An 18,729-nucleotide genomic window follows, 5' to 3' on the forward strand; every position below is an offset into this window, starting at 1 on the left:
TACGTAGGAACGGGAGGGTTAGTTGTAGATTAGGTCGGAGAAGCAGACAGAGAGAACTAACTGGGAAGTGACGTCGGCAGCGGCAGATGTGTAGACCTGCCCCCTCCTGGAACCTCAACCCCTGCCCCGCATGGTGGGCAGGGGTGGAGCGACGGGAGGGGGACGCGGCGGCGGGCTCCCCGACCGAGTCGGCGGCGCACGACCGGCTCTCGGTAGCGTCGTCCCCGTGACCGACTCCGCCCCGCTCTCCGCCGTCGCCGCCGGTCTGGCCACCGTCACCCGCGCCGGGACGGTGCTCGACACCTGGTACCCCGAGCCGCGGCTCGGCGCGCCCGAGGGCGCCGGGACCGGCACCACCCGGCTGGGCGCGCTCGAGATCTCCGGCGAGCTCGGCCCCGACTACGGCGGCCTGGTCCGCAGCGACGAGTCGCGCGGCGTGGAGGTGGTTGCCGTCCGGACGGTCATCGCCGACCTGTCCGCCCCGCCCGCCGACACCCATGACGTCTGGCTGCGGCTGCACCTGCTCTCCCACCGGCTCGTCACGCCGCGCAGCATCAACATGGACGGCGTCTTCGGCCTGCTGACCAACGTCGCCTGGACCAGCGTCGGCCCGGTCGAGGCCGCCTCCTTCAACCCGCACCGGCTGCGCGCCGCGCACGGGCAGGTCACCGTCCACGGCGTCGACAAGTTCCCGCGGATGGTCGACTACGTCATCCCCTCCGGCGTCCGCGTCGCCGACGGCGACCGCGTGCGACTGGGCGCCCACCTCGCCGAGGGGACGACGGTCATGCACGAGGGCTTCGTGAACTACAACGCCGGCACCCTCGGGCCGTCGATGGTCGAGGGCCGGATCAGCGCCGGCGTCGTCGTCGGGCCCGACAGCGACATCGGCGGCGGCGCCTCGATCATGGGCACCCTCTCCGGCGGCGGGAAGCAGGTCGTCTCGATCGGCTCGGGCTGCCTGCTGGGTGCCAACGCCGGCATCGGCATCTCCCTCGGCGACAACTGCGTCGTGGAGGCCGGCTGCTACGTGACCGCCGGCTCGCGGGTGACCCTGCCCGACGGCTCGGTGGTGAAGGCCGCCGAGCTCTCCGGTCGGGACGGGCTGCTGTTCCGCCGCAACTCGGTCTCCGGCGCGCTGGAGGCCCTGCCGCGGACCGGCACCTGGGGCGAGCTGAACGCCGCGCTGCACAGCAACTGAAGAAGGACCCCCTGCCGCCCACCGCTCGCAGGCCCGCGGCGGGACCCTGCAGGGGGCCGTTCCAGCACCTCACCAGGGGGTGCGACACCACTGCTGCGACTCCAGGATCCGTCCAGGAACCGCACCTACAGTCGCGGGCGATGAGCAGCACACGCAGCGCGACGGCACGGCGGACGACGACCGCCCGCCGGCCGCCGGCGCGCCGCCCGGCCCCCCGACGTCGGCCCCCCGCCAAGCGCGGGAGCCGGGGGACGCCGGTGGGGTCGTGGCGCTCCTGGCTGCCCCTGGGACTGGTCGGGCTCGTGATCCTGGGGGTGGTCGCGCTGGTGCGCAGCATCGAGGGGCCGGAACCGCTGGCCCTCACCGGCTCCTGCACCGTGGCGGGCACCGGCCTGACGCTGACCGCCGAGCAGGCCTCCTCCGCCGCCACGATCGCGGCGGTCGGGCGCGCCCGCGCGCTGCCGGAGCGGGCCGTCGTCATCGCGCTGGCGACCGCGCAGCAGGAGTCGACGATGCGCAACCTCGACTACGGCGACCGCGACTCCCTGGGTCTGTTCCAGCAGCGACCCTCGCAGGGCTGGGGCACCCCAGAGCAGGTGCGGGACCCGGTCTACTCGGCGGGGAAGTTCTACGACGGCTTGGTCCGGGTGCGGAACTGGGAGTCCGTGCGGCTGACCGACGCCGCTCAGCGCGTACAGCGCAGCGGCTTCCCGGAGGCGTACCAGAAGCACGAGCCCCTGGCCCAGCAACTCAGCGCGGCGTTCTCCGCGCCCGAGCCGAACCGGCTGACCTGCAGCTACGAGCCCACGGCCCCCGGCGGGCGGCTCAGCCAGCGGACCACCGCCGTCGCCGCGGTCGTGGAGCGGGAGCTCGGCGCGACCACCACCGAGCGCTTCGGCGCGGTGGAGGTCGACCCGGCGGCCGGCTGGCCGGCGGCCACCTGGGCGGTGGCGCAGGCCGAGCGGCTGGGGCTGCGGTCGGTGTCCTTCGCTGGGTCGGAGTGGACGCCGGCCGGCGGGTGGGTGCCGTCGGACGCCGGCCCCGGCGCGGTGCGCCTGGAACTGGCCCGCTGACACTCAGCCCCCGCCGCGAGGCTGACCGGCACCCGTCCACGGATCCCGCTCGGCGACGACCACGAGAGAGGGGCAGGGCCGACACCGGCCCTGCCCCTCTCTCGTCCGGCCCGATCAGGCGACGCAACCGCCCAGGGCGATCGTGCCGTCGATGGCCTTGATCTGGTTCTGGACGGCGCCGAGCTGGTTCTCGAGGCCGAGGACCGTCGTCCGCTGCGCGGCGATCGCGTCCTTGTTCTGCTTCTTCTGCCCCTCGAGGTTCCGCAGCACGGTCTGCGCGGCGGTGATCTGCCCGTCGAAGGTGGTCGCCTGCCCCTGCAGGGTCTTGAGCTGAGCCTCCGTGGCGCTGATCTCGCCGCTGAGCTTGTCCAGCTGGGTCAGCAGCGGAGCCACCCGGCCCTGCAGCGCCAGCACCTCGGCCTCCTTGGCGGTGATCTGGCCGTTGAGGCCGGCCAGCTTGGCGACCAGCGCGTCGAGGTCGCCGGTGAGCGTGGTGACCTCACCCTGCTGAGCGGCCACCGCGGCGTTCGCGTCGGCGAGAGCCTTCTCCAGCGCCGGCAGTTGGCTCCGCAGCGTGGCGAGCTCGGACGACTTGTCCATGACTGCGGCGTCAGCGACGGCGACGGCCTTGGTGGCCTCCGCCAGCGTGCCGCGCAGGCGCTCGAGCACGGCCTTCTGGTCGGCGATCGCCTTCTCGGCCTCAGCGACGCCTTCGGTCAGCCCGGGCAACGCCGCCTCGAGGTCCTTGATGACCTGCTGCTGGGCGACCACTGCGTCGTTGGCCTTGACCGCCGCGTCGCGCAGAGCGGGGAGCTGGCCCTGCAGCGCGCTGAGCTCGTTCTGCTTGGCCGTCACGGCGGCGTTCGCCTCGCTGACCGCGGCCTGCAGCGCGGGGAGCTGCCCCTGCAGCGTGGTGACCTGCCCCTGCTTGGCGGCCACCGCGTCGTTGGCGGCGGTCAGCGTCGCCTGGAGCGGAGCGGCCTGCTGCTGCAGCGCCGCGCTCTCCGACTTCTTGGTGCCCAGCTGGGCGTTCAGGGTGTCCACCTGCGCCTGGAGCGTCTTGAGGTCGCCCGAGAGGCCGGAGATCTGCGTGTCCTTGTCGGTGATCTGGCCGTTGACCGTGGTCAGCTCGCTCTTGTACTTGGCGATCAGCGTCTCGCGCGCGTCTTTCTCGGCCTTGCTGCCGCCCTTCTCCTTCTCCAGCCGGGCGATCTCGGCCTCGAGGAAGGTCTTGCGCGCCTGCAGCGCGGCCAGCTCGTCCTGGGCCTTCTTCAGCTCGGCCTGCTTGGCGGTGATTGCCGTGTTCGCGTCAGTGAGCTGCTTCTCGATGGCGGCGATCTCCGCGTTCTTGGCGGCGATCTCGGCGTTCTTGGCGGCGAGCGCGTCCGCGGCCTTCTTCGCGTCGGCCTGCAGGACAGCCAGCTCGCCCTGCGCCTTGGCGATCTCGGCGTTCTTCGCGGCGAGCGCGTCGGCGGCCTTCGTGGCGTTCGCCTGCAGCGTGGTCAGCTCGCCCTGCGCCTTGGTGATCTCCACCTGCTTGGCGGTGACGGCAGCGGCGGCCTTCGCAGCGTCCTCCTGCAGCTCGGTCAGCGTCGCCTTCGCGGCGGTGACCTTCGCCTGCTGGGCGTCCAGGTCGGCCTGCGCGGCGGTACCGCCGGCCTCCAGCCGCCGAAGCTCGGCCTCGGCGTCGGTGACCGCCTTGGTCGCCGCCGCCTCGGCGGCGGCGGCCTGCTGCGCGGCCGCGGTCAGCGCCGTCAACTGCTCCTCGCCGGCGGCGATCAACTTCCTCGTCGAAGCCAGGTCGTCGGCGGCCTTGGTCGCGGCGGACTGCAGGATCGCGAGGTCCTCGGTCGCGGTGTCGAGCACACCCTTCGTGGCGGTGAGCTGGGCGTTCGCGGCGTCGGCCTGCCGGGTGAGCTCGGCCGACGCGGCCCGGGCTGCCGCCAGCTGGGTCTGCAGCGGCTGGAGCTGCCCTGCCACGGTGGTCTGCTGGGCCGTCAGGTCTGAGAGCGCCTTCTCGGCGCCGGCGATGGCCGCCGTGGTGTCGGCCTGCTTGGCGGTCAGGCCGGCGAGCTCGGTGGTGGCGGCCGCGATGTCCGAGTCCAATTGCTTGCCCTGCGCCTCGAGCGCCGTGATCGCCGCCTTGCCGTCGGCGATCTGCTTCGTGAGCGTGTCCGCGCTGCCCTGCAGCACCGCACGCTCCGCCTGCAGCTTGGTGATCAGCTCGGCGTTCTTCTTCGCCGCCGCCTTGAGCAGGTTCTCCTGCACCGTGCCGCGGTGCGCCAGCTGGTTCGTCACGCCGTTGCAGATGCCCGGCGTCGGTGCGGGTGCGGCGGAGGCGGAGCCACTGAAGGCCAGCATCCCGGCGAGGACCGCAGGGGCCACCACCGCCCCGGCGGCGCAGCGCTTGATGGAACTCGGTGCGATCACGTGCTTCTCCCCGTGGAGTCGTGGTGCCGGTCGGGCCGACGCGGATGACCTCCGCTGTCCTGCTTCGTCGGGTGAACGCTCGTCCCCGAGCCTGGAGATCGGTTGAAGCCGTTCTGAAGGAGTGCTGAAGAAACGCCCCGCCAGCTAAAGTCCTTGGTCGAAGCTGCCGGGGGGCGGGAACGGGGGACGTCGTGGCAGGGAGCAGGCCCCGGGTGCTCGTCGTCGAGGACGACGCCGTGATCCGGTCGGCCCTGGAGGTGGCGCTCCGCGGGGCGGGCTACGAGCTGCGGGCCGAGCCGGACGGAGCGGGGCTGGAGCGGGCGGCACGCGAGTTCCGTCCCGATCTCGCGGTCCTGGACGTGCGTCTCCCGGTGGGCCCCGACGGGTACACCATGGCCCGTCTGCTGCGGCGGACCAGCGGCCTGCCCATCCTGTTCCTCACCGCTGCCGACTCGGTCGACGACCGGCTGGCCGGGTTCCAGGCCGGCGCGGACGACTACCTGGTGAAACCGTTCTCGATGGCCGAGCTGCTGGCCCGGGTCCAGGCGCTGCTGCGCCGCTCAGGTCGCCTCTCCTCGGCGTCGTGGCACGTCGGCGACCTCGTCGTCGACGACGCCGCCCGCATGGTGGTCCGGGCCGGGGTGCCCCTGGAACTGACCCGCACGGAGTACGACCTGCTCACGGTCCTGGTCCAGCAGATCGGCACGGTGCTGTCCAAGACCCAGCTGCTCACCCAGGTCTGGGGGTTCGACGCCTACGACACCAACCTGGTCGAGGTCCACATGAGCGCATTGCGCCGCAAACTGGAAGCCGCCGGTCCACGGCTGGTGCACACCGTCCGGGGCGCCGGGTACGTGCTGCGCGCATGACCCCCACCCCGACACTGGGGCGCCGCATCGTCGTCTGGGGGACCGCGGTGGTCGTGGTGGTCCTCCTGCTCGTCGACGTGTTCCTCTACCTGGCCCTCCGGTCGGGCCTGGAGGAGTCCCTGGACGACCTCCTCGCCGAGAGAGCTGCGCTGGTCCGCGCCCAGGCCGAGGAGGTGGGCACCGACGGCCTGGCCGCGCGGCTGCAGGAACTGGGTCTGCGTGCCGAGGTCCGCTCGTCCGATGGACGGCTCTCGCGCGCCGAGCCCCCGTCCCCACAGCTGGGCAGCAACCTGCCGGTCCCCTCGAACGATCCCACGGCGATCTCCCGAGTCGTACCGCTGCCGGACGGCGGACAGGTGGAGGTCTTCGTTCGCACCTCAGGGGTCGATGCGGCACTCCGGCGTCTGGTCGCCCTGGAGCTGGCCGGCTCCCTCGTGGCGGTGGCACTCGCGGGGCCGCTGCTGGCCCAGGTGGCCCGGATCGCCCTGCGGCCCGTCGGGCAGATCACCGCCGCAGCCACCCGGACCCGGCAGGGCCGGCTCGGCGAACGTCTGCGACCGGACCGCCCGTCCACCGAGCTGGGACGGATGGCGGCGGCGTACGACGGCATGTTGGACGCGCTGGAGGCTGCACTCGACGATGCGAGGAAGGCGCAGCGCAACTCCGCGTTGCTCGCTGCCGTCGTCGAGGGGTCGACGGACGCCATCGTCACGGAGGACCCGCACGGCAGCATCGTGGCCTGGAACCGGGGAGCCGAGCGCCTGTACGGCCACCGCGCCGACGAGGCGATCGGCCAGGACAGCTCGCTGATCGTGCCGGCCGACCGGCTCCCTGGGGCCGCGGAGCTGCGGCGTCGGGTGGCCGCCGGGCATCGGATCAGCGGCCACGAGACCGAGCGGTTGACCAGGGGCGGCAGCACGGTCGAGGTGTCACTGGTGGTCTCCCCGGTGCACGACCCCGACGGGCAGGTGATCGCCTTCTCCAGCATCGCGCGCGACCTGACGGTGCAACGAACCCTCACCACCGCCCTGGACCGCACCCTTGCCGCGCTGCAGACCGCACTGGACGAGGCCCGGGCGTCCGAGGAGTCGACCCGGCGCTTCCTCGCCGATGCCGCCCATCAGCTCCGCACCCCGGTCACGGGCATCCGGGCGTGCGCGGAGACGCTGCTGCGCGGCGCGGCGCCGGAGGACCGGGACCGGCTGCTGGCCACGATGGTCCGGGAGACCTCCCGCGCCGGCCGGCTGGTGAGCTCACTGCTGCAGATGGCCCGGCTCGACCAGGGGCAGCCGCTGGTACCGGCCCCGGTGGACCTGGTCGCCGTGTGCGCCGACGAGGTCGACCGCATCGACCTGCTGTCCCCTCGTCTCGACGTGGGTCTGGAGCTGTCGGGGAAGCCGGAGGGGCAGTGGCTGCTGGACGGCGCCATCCTCCATGAGGTCCTCGGCAACCTGCTCGACAACGCCCGCCGGCACGCGGTCACCAGCGTGCGCGTCGTGCTGGACCGTCGGGACGGGCAGCTGGTCATCCGGGTGACCGACGACGGCGAGGGGGTGCCGGAGGAGGACCGGGAACGCATCTTCGAGCGGTTCGTCAGCGCGGACGGGAAGGGAGGATCTGGGCTCGGCCTGCCGGTCGCTCGCGGGTTGGCCCGCGCTCTGGGTGGCGACCTGCGTTACGACGACGGCTTCGAGGTCACCCTGCCGGCGGTGTCGCCGTCGAGCGCCGGCAGCGACACGGGCACCGGCGAGAGCACACGCGTGCGCTGATCGAGCACCACCACACCCGTGCGCGGGGCAGCGGAGCAGGCGACGTCCAGCAGGACCGTCTGGAGGGCCCGTAGGTCGTCCTCGCCCACCAGCGTCCGCGCACCGGCGTCCAGGGCAGCGCCGCGGAGCCCCGGGAAGGACGACAGCACCACCACGGAGCAGTCCGGCGCCGCCCCGCTCAGCTCGCGCACCGCCGCGACGCCGTTCGCGCCGGGGACGGGCAGCGCCACTACCGCGACGTCCGGCGTCGTCCGCTCGACGACCTCCACCAGCTGCACGAAGTGCTCAGGGACCCCGACGAGATCGAAGCCGCACCTCGCGAGCAGCGCGGTGACCGCGGTGCGCATGCCGACGCGGTCGTCACAGACCACCCCGCTGGGACGACCACCTGTCCGTGCCACTCCCCAAGTGTGCGGCTTGGGGTTGAAGCAGAGCTGAAGAACTCCGGAACCAGCCCGCTGCGCTCACGGACGAACTCCGGTGCTTGATCAGCGTCGGGGTCCCGTGGGTTGCATGAGCATCCCGGCTGGTTCGATGAGTGGCGACGAGTAGCGCTCTGCGGGAGAGCGATGCTCCATCGCGAGACGACCGGTCCGGCCGGTGGCGGTCCGAGGACAGGTCACCGGGGACGGCGGCGGGGCCGGCGACCCGAGGGGATCAGCACAGGCGCGCGACCGCGGCGTCGATCCGCTCGTCGGTGGCGGTGAGCGCCATGCGCACGTGCCGCCCACCCGCGGGGCCGTAGAACGAGCCCGGCGCGGCGACGATGCCCAGCCCCGCCAGCCAGTCGATCGTCGTCCAGCAGTCCTCGTCGCGGGTGACCCACAGGTACAGCCCGGCCTCGGAGTGGTCGATGCGCGCGCCGGCGGCCCGGACGGCGGCGGCCAGCCGGTCGCGGCGGGCGCGGTAGCGCTCCCGCTGCTCGTCGACGTGCGCGTCATCGGCCAGCCCGGCGGCCATCGCGGCCTGCACCGGCGTGGGCACCAGCAGCCCGAGGTGCCGGCGCACCTCCCACACCTGGCGGACCAGCGCGGGGTCGCCCGAGAGCAGCCCCGCGCGGTAGCCCGCGGCGGTCGACTGCTTGGACAGCGAGTGCACCGCGAGCAGCCCGGTGAGGTCCTCGCCCGCGACCTCCGGGTGCAGGACCGACCGCGGCTCGACGTCCCAGCCGAGGGTGGTGTAGCACTCGTCGGCGACGACCGGCACCCCGTGCGCGCGGCCCCACTGCACCCAGGCGCGCAGCTCGTCGTCGGTGAGCACCCGGCCGTGCGGGTTGCCCGGGGAGTTCAGCCACACCAGGACCACGGGCGGGCGGGCAGCCGACACGGCGTCGTCCGGCGGGGTGTCGGTCCGCCGCACGGCGAGCCCGGCCAGCACCGCACCGACCTCGTAGGTCGGGTAGGCGACCTCCGGGATCAGCACCGTGCCGGCGCCGCGCAGCCCGAGCAGGGTCGGCAGCAGCGCGACGAGCTCCTTGGACCCGACCGTGGGGATCACCGAGGGGACGGTGCCCAGCGGGTCGGCCAGCCGCACGCCCAGCCGGCGCTGGAGCCAGTCGGCCGCCGCGGTCCGCAGCTCGGCGGTGCCCAGCGCGGTCGGGTAGCCCGGCGCGTTGCCCGCCCCGGCCAGGGCGGTGGCCAGCAGCTCAGGGGTGTCGTCGACCGGTGTCCCGATGGAGAGGTCGACGACACCGCCGGGGTGCCGGGCCGCCTTGGCCCGGGCACCGGCGAGCGAGTCCCAGGGGAAGTCGGGAAGCCGGCCGGCCGCCGTCCCCGGGGTGGTGGTGGTCAGTGACCCTCACCCTGCGGCGGCAGCGCGGCCACCAGCGGGTGGTCCTTGCCGATCTTGCCGGTCTTGGCGGCACCACCGGGGCTGCCCAGGTCGGAGAAGAACTCCACGTTGGCGTTGTAGAAGTCCTTCCACTTGTCCGGGACGTCGTCCTCGTAGTAGATGGCCTCCACCGGGCACACCGGCTCACAGGCACCGCAGTCGACGCACTCGTCGGGGTGGATGTAGAGCATCCGGTCGCCCTCGTAGATGCAGTCCACCGGGCACTCGTCGATGCATGCCTTGTCGAGGACGTCGACGCAGGCCTGGGTGATGACGTAGGTCACGGTGGTTCCCTCCCGGGGACGTGCGGAGCTGCTCCGCCGGCGCGACGGCCGGTCGTTCTCACCTTGAGTATGGCCCGTGGGGCTCTCGTGAAACGGAACGGGTGGCCCGGCGGACCCCCGCCGGGTGAGGCGCCGGCCGACCACGCAGGATCGGGCCGTGGGACAGAGCCGGTCACCGTTGGACGTCGCGGACCTCGAGAGGCTGGCCACGCGGGGCTGGCGCGGCTCGGAGGAGGCCCCGCTCGGCGAGTGGCTGTTGCGCGGCGGCGGCGGCTTCACCGGCCGGGCCAACTCCGCGCTCGTCGTCGGCGACCCCGGGGTGCCGCTGCCCGAGGCCGTGGAGGCCGTCGCCCGCTGGTACGGCGAGCGCGGGCTGCGGCCGTGCGCGATGCTGCCGGGCCGCCGGTCCCGCGCCGCCGACGCGGCGTTCGCCGCGGCCGGGTGGGAGCGCGACGAGGACGTGCTGGTGCTGACCGGGCCGCTGACGCCGGCGCCTGCGGACGGCGTCCCGGTGGACCTCTCCCCCGAGCCGGACGACGCCTGGCTGGCCGGCTACCGGCACCGCGGCCGGCCGCTGCCGCGCTCCGCCCGGGCGATCCTCACCAACGCCGAGGATGTCGTCTTCGCCTCGGTGCGCCGCGACCCGCCGCCGGCTCCCCTGGCCGCCGTCGCCCGCGGGGTGGTCACCGACGACTGGCTCGGCGTCGCCGCGGTCACCGTCGAGGAGCGGTACCGCCGGCAGGGGCTGGCGACCGCCGTCATGGCCGCCCTGCAGCGCTGGGGCGCCGACCGCGGCGCCCACTGGCTGTACCTGCAGGTGGCGGCGTCCAACGCCCCGGCACGGGCGCTCTACCGGCGGGCGGGTCTCATCGAGCACCACCGCTACCACTACCGGTACGCGCCGCACTGACCTCGGGCCGCGACCCGCCCCACCCCGATGGGGGGAGGCCGGTGCGAGACGGCTCACAAGCGGCACGGGACCGGCCGAAACCGGGGGCATGTCCGAGAGCGGTCGCGCCAGCGCGGTCCAGCCGTCGCCCTACGACGCCCAGGCCGCCGTCGAGCGGCTGCTCGACGTGCTGCGGCGGCAGGTCGGCGCCTCACGGGTCGCCGTGTGGGTCCACGAGCCCACGACCGAGATGGTCGTGCCGTATCGCCAGTCGGTGTCCGCGGCCGCGCTGCCCGGCTCCACGCCACCGGTGGTCGACCACGCCATCCCGCTGGTCAACTCGCCACTGATGGCAGCCGTCGTGCGCGGTCGCCGACCGGTGCGCGCGGAGGAAGGCGACATCCACGCGGCCGCGCCCGCGTTCGCCGCGCGGCTCGGCGTCCGCTCCGTGCACGCCGAGCCGCTGCTGCTCGGCGACCGGGTGGTGGCCGTGCTGACCGTCGAGCCCGCCACGGCGGGCGGCGACGACGTCGCGCAGGCGGCACCGGACCTCGCGGAGGCGGTGTCCGCGGCCTGGTCGCGCCGGTCGGAGACCCGGCGGCTGGCCCAGGCCGAGGTGCTGCTCGGGCTGATCGAGGCCGCCGCGCAGGCGCAGTCGATGGACCACCTGCTCGCCGCGGCCTGTGGGCAGCTCGCCGAACTGGGCGGGGTCGAGCGGGCCTGTGTCTTCCTCCTTGAGGACGGCCGCCTGGTGCCGCGCATGGCCAGCTACGCCGACGGGCCGTCGCGACGCCGACACCTGGCGGCAGTTCCGCACCGCCCCCGAGCCGCTCGCGCTGGCCGAGGCGGTCCTGCGCACCGGGGAACCGCAGGTCGCCGACGGGGGCTCCGCCCTGCTGACCGGGTGGTGGGTGGACAACTTCTCCATCGCCTCCGCCCTCGCCGTGACCCTGGGCCGACGGCCGCAGGTCTCCGGCGTCCTCACGCTCGACAGCACCCGGCTGCGCACCTTCTCCGAGGACGTGCGCCGGCTGGCCGCCGCCGGCGGCACGCACCTGGGCAGCCTCATCCAGCAGGCCCGGACCAGCCAGGCGCGCGCGGCCTCCCTGCGCACGGCCCGCGCCGTCCGGCAGATGCTCGTCGACGGGGCCGGCGCCATCGGGGTGGAGGAGGCGGCGGAGGTCCTGGCCCGCGCCGTGCAGGACTTGACCGGCACCGAGCGCGCCGCTGCCTACCTCGTCGACGACGCGGGGACCGTGGCGTCGGTCCTGCACATGGAGTGGTTGATCGAGCACCGCCAGGTGGTGGCCGACCTCGTGGTCGGCACCCGGGCGGACGACGTCCCGCTGTGGCGGGCAACCGTCCGCGACTGCCGGCCGGTCTTCGTGGAGGACGCCGGGGCCAGCGACCTGCTCGACCCCCGGCTGGTCGCCGCCCTGGACCTGCACTCCTACGTCAGCGTCCCCCTGCTGTCCGGCGACCGGCTGCTCGGACTGATCGTGACCGGCTCCGTCTCCTCGCCACTGCAGTGGACCCCGGCGGTGCACGAGGCCGTCCGGCAGGTCACCCTCGAGGGCGCGCTGGTGGTCGAGAACGCCAAGCTGCGCGCGGCCGAGCAGCTGCGCCTGCAGCAGCTGGCCAGGGAGGCCCACCACGACCCGCTCACGGGCCTGGCCAACCGGCGCCGGTTCACCGAGGAGCTGGAGCGCACGGTCTACGGCACCGACGACCGCCGGTGCGCGGTCGTGATGATCGACCTGGACCGGTTCAAGGAGGTCAACGACAGCTTCGGGCACTCCGTCGGCGACGACCTGCTGTCGCTGGTGGGTCCGCGCCTGCAGCAGGCCCTGGGGCCGGGCGACCTCCTGGCCCGGATGGGCGGCGACGAGTTCGCCGTCCTGCTGCCGGACGCCGCCGACGCCCGCGCCCGGGAGGTGGCCGCCCGGATCGGGGACGCGCTGCACGGGGCGTTCGTCCTCGACGGGATGTCGCTGACCGTCGACGCGAGCATCGGCATCTCGCTGTGCCCCGACCACGGCCGCGACCGCTCCCTGCTGCTGGCCCGGGCCGACACCGCCATGTACGCGGCCAAGCGGGGCCGGCACGGGTTCGAGGTCTGGGCGCCCGACGCCGACACCGACTCGCACCCGGCTGGAGACGCTGGAACAGCTGCGCGCGGCGCTGGACGCCGACCAGCTGGACAACCACTACCAGCCGAAGCTGGACCTGCACACCGGGCAGGTCACCGGCGTGGAGGCCCTCGTCCGCTGGCACCACCCCGAGCGGGGGCTGCTCGCCCCTGGCGCCTTCCTGCCGCTCGCCGAGCAGGCCGGGCTCATGCGGCGGCTGGCGCTGCAGGTGCTGGAGCGGGCCATCCGGGACCTGCGCGACTGGCGCGCGGCCGGGCATGCGCTGTCCACGGCGGTCAACCTGTCGGTCTCCAACCTGCAGGACGTCGCACTGCCGGACCAGGTGCAGCTGCTGCTGGAGACGTACGGCGTCCCCGCGGACGCGCTCGTCCTCGAGATCACCGAGGACGTCCTCATGGCCGACGCCGCGCGCAGTCAGCAGGTGATGGCGGCGCTGCGCCGGCTCGGCGTCCGGCTGTCCATCGACGACTACGGCACCGGCTACTCGTCGCTGGCCTACCTGCGCGCGCTGCCCGTCGACGAGCTGAAGCTCGACCGCAGCTTCGTCTCGTCACTGACCACGGACGGCAAGGCGGCCGCCATCGTCCGCAGCACGCTGCAGCTCTCCCGGGACCTCGGGATGACGATGGTGGCCGAGGGCGTGGAGGACGCCGCGGCGCTCGAGGCTCTGAGCCGGTGGGACTGCGACGTCGCGCAGGGCTACCACATCGCCCGGCCCATGCCGGCCGACCGGCTGTTGACCTGGCTGCGCGGGCGACCGGTTCCCGCGGCGGTGTCCTGACCGGCTCGGGTCAGGACGGCCGGTCCGCCCCGGCCCGGGGTGCGGCCAGCACCTTCCCGACGGCGAAGGCCGCGGCCACCACCCCGGCCAGCAGGAAGGCCAGCGAGAGGAACCCCAGGACGCCGCCTCCGGTGAGCAGCAGGTCGCCCTCCGGACGGCGCAGGCTCGCCCCCACCGCGATGACCAGCCACACCCCGGCGGGCAGCACCGCGGCCAGGCGGGAACCGGTCAGCCGCGCAGCCAGGCCGACCAGCAGCAGGTTGCCGGCCACCGCGGCCACCACCGACACGGGCACGGGGACGCCGACCACCCGCAGCGGCAGCCAGAAGACCTCGACCAGCGCCAGCCACGCCGCCAGCACGGTGACCAGCAGGGCCGCCCCGACCCTCCGGATCACGCGTCCAGGCCGGCGAACAGGTCGTCCTCCCAGCCCTCGGGCGTCGCCGCCGGGCCGCGCTCCCCGCGCACCAGGCGGTAGTACTCGGTGCCGAGCACCTCCTGGCCCAGGTTGTTCGACAGCGCGAAGAAGGGGCCGTCGACGGTGATCTGGGTGGCGTGCGCGCGCATCGCGGCGACCTTGCGCCCGGCGTGCGCCCGCCCGTCGACCGCCGCGGCGACCAGCTCGTCGGGGACGGCGAACGGCACGTCGTCCACCTCGCCCAGGAACTCGAACGGCGAGGCCTCCCCCAGCGCGGCCATCGCCTCCATGCCCTGCCGCATCACCGAGCGCGGCACGCAGCACCAGTAGACCTTGGCGACCGTCCACGCCGCGCCCAGGTCGGGGCGGTAGGCGGGGTCGGCGGCGGCGTCCACGGCGCGCATGGCGACCCGGTGGGCCTGGATGTGGTCGGGGTGGCCGTAGCCGCCGTTCTCGTCGTAGGTCACCACGACCTGCGCCCGGACCTCACGGACGACGGCGACCGCGTGCGCCACGGCCTCGTCGACGTCGGCGTTCCAGAACGCCCGCGGCTTGTCGTTGGCCGGCGTCCCCATCATCCCGGAGTCGCGGTAGCGGCCCGGGCCGCCGAGGAAGCGCCAGTCAGTGACGCCAAGGGCCTCCATCGCCGCCCGCAGCTCGGCGATCCGGTACCCACCCAGCTGGTCGGCGTGCTCGGCGGCGAGCAGCTCCAGCTCCGGGACGAGCACCTCGCCCTCCTCGCCGAGGGTGCAGGTGAGCAGGGTGACCTGGGCGCCCTCGGCGACGTAGCCGGCCATCGTGGCGCCGTTGTTGATCGTCTCGTCGTCGGGGTGGGCGTGCACGAGCAGCAGGCGCTTCACACTGCGATCCTCCCGGATCGCACCGCGGCCAGGTGCCGTACCCCTGGACGGCCGAGCCGCTGCCGTGTCCCGGCCGGGAGACCCTCCGGGCCCCCGCGCCCGGTCCACCCGAGCCGTCTGCCGTCCCCCGGGTGGAGGACCTCCCTAGTCCACCTCGACGGGGACCACCGTGCGGGCCTCGGCGAAGTGGCAGGCCGAAGGGTGGCCCTGGCCGCGGTCGACAAGGGCCGGCGGCTCCTGGGCGCAGATGTCCTGGGCCTTCCAGCAGCGGGTGCGGAACCGGCAGCCCGAGGGCGGGTCGGCCGGGCTCGGCACGTCGCCCTGCAGGATGATCCGGTCCTTCTGACCCCGCAGGTGCGGCTGGTGCAGCGGCACCGACGAGAGCAGCGCCTGCGTGTAGGGGTGCGCCGCCGCGCCGTAGACCTGGTCGTCGGTCCCCTCCTCGACGACGCTGCCGAGGTACATGACCGCGACCCGGTCGGAGAGGTGCCGCACCACCGAGAGGTCGTGGGCGATGAACAGGTAGGACAGCCCGAACTCGTCCTGCAGGTCCTCGAGCAGGTTCACGACCTGGGCCTGCACCGAGACGTCGAGGGCCGACACCGGCTCGTCGCAGACGATGACCTCGGGCTGCAGCGCCAGCGCCCGGGCGATGCCGATGCGCTGCCGCTGGCCACCGGAGAACTGGTGCGGGTAGCGGTTCACGTAGTCCGGGTTGAGACCCACCCGCTCGATGAGCTCGCGGGCCCGCCGACGGCGGTCCTTGGCCGGGACGACGTCCTTGTGGACCTCCCAGCCCTCGGCGACGATGTCGCCCACGGTCATCCGCGGATTCAGCGACGCGTACGGGTCCTGGAAGATGATCTGCACCCGGCGGCGGTACTCCTTGAGCCGGCGGCCGTTCATCCGCGCGACGTCGTCGCCGTGGAAGAGGATCTGCCCGGCGGTGGGCTTCTCCAGCCCCATGAGCAGCTTCGCCACGGTCGACTTGCCGCAGCCGGACTCGCCGACCAGGCCGAGGGTCTCCCCCCGGTGCAACCTGAGGTCCACGCCGTCGACCGCGTGCACGTGGCCGACGACCCGGCGGGCGATGACGCCCTGCGTCAGCGGGAAGTGCTTGACGAGGCCCCTGACCTCGAGCAGCGGCGCATCAGGCAGGGGTTCCTGCGCTGCGGGCACGGAGGACCTCCTCACGGTAGTGGCAGGCGCTGGCCCGGCCGACGGAGCCGACCGGCAGCAGCAACGGGACGTCCTCGCGGCAGTTCCTGCCGGGAGGTGCCCCCTCGAGGACGCGGCGCGGGCAGCGCGGGTGGAACGAGCAGCCCGACGGGATCCGGGCGAGGTCCGGCGGCGTCCCGACGATGGGTTGCAGGCGCTTCCCCTTGTCCTCCACCGCGGGGACCGAGGCCATGAGTCCCTCGGTGTACGGGTGGCTCGGGTCGCTGAAGACCTCGTCGACGGTGCCGGTCTCCACGACGCTGCCGGCGTACATGACCAGGACGCGGTCGGCGACCTCGTTCACCACGCCGAGGTCGTGGGTGATGAGCAGCAGGCCCATCCCGGTGTCGCGCTGCAGGTCCTTCAGCAGCTCCATGATCTGCGCCTGGACGGTGACGTCGAGCGCCGTCGTGGGCTCGTCGGCGATGAGCACCTTCGGGTCGAGAGCCAGCGCCATCGCGATCATGACCCGCTGGCGCATGCCGCCGGAGAACTGGTGCGGATAGGCGTTGACCCGCTCGCGGGCCGCGGGGATGCGGACCCGGTCGAGCAGCTCGATCGCCGCCTCCTTGGCCTCCTTGCGGCTGCTGCCGCGGTGCGCCCGGAACATCTCGGCGATCTGGTGCCCGACGGTGAAGACCGGGTTCAGCGCGGACAACGCGTCCTGGAAGATCATCGACATGCCCGGCCCGCGGACGGCGCGCTGCTCCTCGGAGGTGGCTCCGAGCAGGTCCCGGCCCTCGAAGAGCACCCGGCCGCCGGTCACGAAACCGGGAGGCGAGTCGAGGATGCCCATGACGGCCTGGACGCTGACGCTCTTGCCGGAGCCGGACTCGCCGAGGATGGCCACGGTCTCGCCCGGGTGGACCTCGTAGCTGATCCCGTTGACCGCCTTGACGACGCCCTTGGGGGTCCGGAACTCGACGGAGAGGTCCTCCACCTCCAGGACGGGCGTGCCCGGCAGGGGCGCCGGCGAGGACGGGGTGTGGGACAGGGCAGTCGACGTCGTGATCACCGCAGCTTCGGGTCGAGGGCGTCGCGCAGGGCGTCGCCGATGAGGATGAAGGACAGCACGGTCAGCGACAGGAAGATGCTGGGGAAGAAGATCAGGTGGGCGGCGTCCCGGAGCCGGTTCTGCGCCGAGTTGATCTGCAGACCCCAGGAGATCTCCGGCAGCTGCAGCCCGATGCCGAGGAACGTCAGCGTCGCCTCGGCCGCGATCAGCGTGCCGATGTAGATGGTCGAGTAGACGAGCACCGGGGCGATCGCGTTGGGCAGGATGTGCCGGACCAGGATGCGCCGCGTCGGCGCACCGAGCGCCCGCGCCGCCTGGACGTAGTCGGCCTCCTTGACCGAGACCACCGTCGACCGGACCAGCCGCATGGCGGTCATCCAGCCGAAGACGATCAGCGCCAGGGACACCTCGAACACCCCGCGCTGGGGCAGCACCGCCAGCAGGATGAAGGCGCCCAGGATGAGCGGCAGCCCGTAGAAGATGTCGGTGACCCGCGCCAGGATGCTGTCGATCCAGCCGCCGTAGTAGCCGGCCAGCGCACCGACCACCACACCGATCGCCAGCGTGCCGAGCATCGCGATGAAGCCGATGGTCACCGACACCCGGGCGCCGTGGACGACGTTGGAGTAGTAGTCGCAGCCCTGGACGTCGTAGCCGAACCACGCCTGCGCGCTCGGGCCGTCCGCCGACCGGGACAGGTCGCACGCCCGGGGGTCGACGTCGGTGAACAGCTGCGGGAACGCGGCCATCACCAGGAAGACCAGCAGCAGCAGCGCCCCGGCCAGGAAGAACGGGTTCTTCCGGAGGCTGCGCCAGGCGTCCGACCAGAGGCTGGCCTCCTCGATCGCCGGGCTGCCGGCGACCTCGGCCTCGAGCGTCGCCTCCGCGCGCTCGGTCTGGGGCTGGTCCGGTCCCCGCTCGGGGGAGGCCAGCCCGGTCGCGCGGTCGGTCCGCGGCCGCTCAGTCATATCGGATCCTCGGGTCGAGCAGGGCGTACAGGATGTCCACGACCAGGTTGAAGAAGATGTAGAAGAAGACGAACAGCGTCACGATGCCGACGACGACGGCACCCTCCTGGCGGAGCACGGCGTCGTACACGGCGCGCCCCAGGCCGGGGATGTTGAAGATCGACTCGGTCACGATGGCGCCGCCCATCAGCGCCCCGATGTCGGCACCGATGAAGGTCACCACGGGGATGAGGCTGTTGCGCAGGGTGTGCTTGCCGATGACGACGGACGGCTTGAGGCCCTTGGCGCGTGCCGTCCGGACGTAGTCCTGCCGGAGGTTCTCCGCCAGGCTGGTGCGGGTCAGCCGCGCGACGTACGCCAGGGAGAGGCTGGCGAGGACCAGCCCGGGCAGGACGTAGCTGTACCAGCCCGCACCGATGCCCGACGTCGGGAACAGCTCCAGCCGCAGGCCGAACACGAACTGGGCGACGAAGCCCAGGACGAAGACCGGGATGGACACGATCAGCGTCGTCGACACCAGGACCAGGTTGTCGAAGAAGGAGCCGCGGCGGATGCCGGCCAGGATGCCGGCGGTGAGGCCGAAGAGCGCCTCGAAGACGACGGCCGCGAGGGCCAGCTTGGCGGTGACCGGGAGCCGCTGCTCGATCGTGTCGAGGACGGCGCGTCCGGAGAAGTCGGTGCCGAAGTCGCCCTGCAGCAGGCCGCCGGCGTACTTCAGGTACTGCAGCCACAGCGGGTCGTCGAGGTTGTAGTCGGCGCGCAGCTGCGCCTGCACGGCTGCGGAGAGCGGCCGGTCGCCGGCGAGCGCCCGGATCGGGTCGCCGGGCAGCGCGTACACCATGGCGAAGATGAGGAACGAGGCCCCGATGAGCACGGGGATGGTGAGCAGCAGGCGGCGGGCGATGTAGCGGCCCATGCGCTGCCTCCTTGATCAGAGGGACGGAGCCCGGTCTGAACCGGACTCAGGGTAGGAG

At 73.4% G+C, this 18,729-nt stretch carries 16 protein-coding genes and 2 pseudogenes; 8 read left to right on the forward strand and 10 right to left on the reverse strand.

Annotation, left to right across the window (positions count from 1 at the left end):
* Window positions 1-226 precede the first annotated feature (226 nt).
* Window positions 227-1,201, forward strand: coding sequence for a 2,3,4,5-tetrahydropyridine-2,6-dicarboxylate N-succinyltransferase (gene dapD / locus CNO22_RS12360; protein WP_100499661.1), 975 nt, complete (start codon window positions 227-229; stop codon window positions 1,199-1,201).
* Window positions 1,202-1,341: 140 nt separating this feature from the next.
* On the forward strand, window positions 1,342-2,274 hold the full coding sequence (locus tag CNO22_RS29685) for a hypothetical protein (protein ID WP_157936922.1): 933 nt from the start codon (window positions 1,342-1,344) through the stop codon (window positions 2,272-2,274).
* Between the two features lie 114 nt (window positions 2,275-2,388).
* Here CNO22_RS29685 and CNO22_RS12370 read toward each other — a convergent pair whose 3' ends face one another.
* Window positions 2,389-4,704 carry a coiled-coil domain-containing protein gene (locus CNO22_RS12370; protein WP_100499663.1) on the reverse strand — a complete coding sequence of 772 codons (2,316 nt, stop codon included), beginning with the start codon at window positions 4,702-4,704 and terminating at the stop codon, window positions 2,389-2,391.
* A 212-nt stretch (window positions 4,705-4,916) separates the two neighbouring features.
* Here CNO22_RS12370 and CNO22_RS12375 point away from each other — a divergent pair, with 212 nt between their 5' ends.
* Both CNO22_RS12375 and CNO22_RS12380 read left to right on the forward strand, forming a co-directional pair.
* Window positions 4,917-5,573 (forward strand): response regulator transcription factor, encoded by a 657-nt coding sequence (locus tag CNO22_RS12375; protein ID WP_232806985.1) that lies wholly within the window; start codon window positions 4,917-4,919, stop codon window positions 5,571-5,573.
* Window positions 5,570-7,342, forward strand: coding sequence for a sensor histidine kinase (locus tag CNO22_RS12380; protein WP_100499665.1), 1,773 nt, complete (start codon window positions 5,570-5,572; stop codon window positions 7,340-7,342). Before CNO22_RS12375 ends, CNO22_RS12380 begins: the two co-directional genes overlap by 4 nt.
* Here the strand turns inward: CNO22_RS12380 and CNO22_RS12385 are convergent.
* The 3 genes from CNO22_RS12385 to fdxA form a co-directional block, all read right to left on the reverse strand.
* Window positions 7,249-7,743, reverse strand: a complete 495-nt coding sequence (locus tag CNO22_RS12385; RefSeq protein ID WP_157936923.1) for a response regulator — start codon at window positions 7,741-7,743, stop codon at window positions 7,249-7,251. The genes CNO22_RS12380 and CNO22_RS12385 overlap by 94 nt on opposite strands.
* Before the next feature lie 256 nt (window positions 7,744-7,999).
* Entirely contained in the window at window positions 8,000-9,133 is a 1,134-nt protein-coding gene (gene dapC, locus CNO22_RS12390; protein ID WP_100499667.1) for a succinyldiaminopimelate transaminase, read from the reverse strand.
* Window positions 9,130-9,456, reverse strand: coding sequence for a ferredoxin (gene fdxA, locus CNO22_RS12395; RefSeq protein WP_012947287.1), 327 nt, complete (start codon window positions 9,454-9,456; stop codon window positions 9,130-9,132). Before fdxA ends, dapC begins: the two co-directional genes overlap by 4 nt.
* A gap of 157 nt (window positions 9,457-9,613) precedes the next feature.
* Between fdxA and CNO22_RS12400 the strand changes: the two genes are divergently transcribed.
* The 4 genes and pseudogenes from CNO22_RS12400 (at window position 9,614) to CNO22_RS12420 (ending at window position 13,276) form a co-directional block, all read left to right on the forward strand.
* Window positions 9,614-10,366 carry a GNAT family N-acetyltransferase gene (locus CNO22_RS12400; protein WP_232806986.1) on the forward strand — a complete coding sequence of 251 codons (753 nt, stop codon included), beginning with the start codon at window positions 9,614-9,616 and terminating at the stop codon, window positions 10,364-10,366.
* 88 nt (window positions 10,367-10,454) lie between these two features.
* Window positions 10,455-10,841: pseudogene (locus tag CNO22_RS30120) on the forward strand (GAF domain-containing protein); the annotation flags it as partial.
* A gap of 637 nt (window positions 10,842-11,478) precedes the next feature.
* Window positions 11,479-12,432, forward strand: a pseudogene (locus tag CNO22_RS30125) (diguanylate cyclase domain-containing protein); the annotation flags it as partial.
* Between the two features lie 82 nt (window positions 12,433-12,514).
* Entirely contained in the window at window positions 12,515-13,276 is a 762-nt protein-coding gene (locus CNO22_RS12420) for an EAL domain-containing protein (protein WP_269799592.1), read from the forward strand.
* Between the two features lie 10 nt (window positions 13,277-13,286).
* Here the strand turns inward: CNO22_RS12420 and CNO22_RS12425 are convergent, their stop codons facing one another.
* The 6 genes from CNO22_RS12425 to CNO22_RS12450 form a co-directional block, all read right to left on the reverse strand.
* Window positions 13,287-13,673, reverse strand: a complete 387-nt coding sequence (locus CNO22_RS12425; protein ID WP_100499671.1) for a hypothetical protein — start codon at window positions 13,671-13,673, stop codon at window positions 13,287-13,289.
* A complete protein-coding gene (gene mshB, locus CNO22_RS12430; RefSeq protein WP_198588284.1) occupies window positions 13,670-14,554 on the reverse strand; it encodes an N-acetyl-1-D-myo-inositol-2-amino-2-deoxy-alpha-D-glucopyranoside deacetylase in 885 nt (294 codons plus the stop codon). Before mshB ends, CNO22_RS12425 begins: the two co-directional genes overlap by 4 nt.
* A 144-nt stretch (window positions 14,555-14,698) precedes the next feature.
* A complete protein-coding gene (locus CNO22_RS12435; RefSeq protein ID WP_232806987.1) occupies window positions 14,699-15,733 on the reverse strand; it encodes an ABC transporter ATP-binding protein in 1,035 nt (344 codons plus the stop codon).
* Window positions 15,705-16,787 carry an ABC transporter ATP-binding protein gene (locus CNO22_RS12440; RefSeq protein ID WP_232806988.1) on the reverse strand — a complete coding sequence of 361 codons (1,083 nt, stop codon included), beginning with the start codon at window positions 16,785-16,787 and terminating at the stop codon, window positions 15,705-15,707. The genes CNO22_RS12435 and CNO22_RS12440 overlap by 29 nt, the downstream gene beginning before the upstream one ends.
* On the reverse strand, window positions 16,784-17,755 hold the full coding sequence (locus CNO22_RS12445) for an ABC transporter permease (RefSeq protein ID WP_100499673.1): 972 nt from the start codon (window positions 17,753-17,755) through the stop codon (window positions 16,784-16,786). Before CNO22_RS12445 ends, CNO22_RS12440 begins: the two co-directional genes overlap by 4 nt.
* The gene (locus CNO22_RS12450) at window positions 17,748-18,671 is read right to left on the reverse strand and encodes an ABC transporter permease (RefSeq protein ID WP_100499674.1); all 924 of its coding nucleotides are present in this window, start codon (window positions 18,669-18,671) and stop codon (window positions 17,748-17,750) included. The genes CNO22_RS12445 and CNO22_RS12450 overlap by 8 nt, the downstream gene beginning before the upstream one ends.
* Between the last annotated feature and the right edge of the window lie 58 nt (window positions 18,672-18,729).

The organism is Geodermatophilus chilensis (assembly GCF_002802985.1).
Taxonomy (GTDB): Bacteria; Actinomycetota; Actinomycetes; order Mycobacteriales; family Geodermatophilaceae; genus Geodermatophilus; species Geodermatophilus chilensis.

Excerpts from the sequence above, each read along its gene's own strand:
- CNO22_RS12450 (WP_100499674.1), bottom strand. The coding sequence starts at position 18,671 with ATGGGCCGCTACATCGCCCGCCGCCTGCTGCTCACCATCCCCGTGCTC.
- CNO22_RS29685 (WP_157936922.1), top strand. The coding sequence starts at position 1,342 with ATGAGCAGCACACGCAGCGCGACGGCACGGCGGACGACGACCGCCCGC.
- CNO22_RS12445 (WP_100499673.1), bottom strand. The coding sequence starts at position 17,755 with ATGACTGAGCGGCCGCGGACCGACCGCGCGACCGGGCTGGCCTCCCCC.
- CNO22_RS12380 (WP_100499665.1), top strand. The coding sequence starts at position 5,570 with ATGACCCCCACCCCGACACTGGGGCGCCGCATCGTCGTCTGGGGGACC.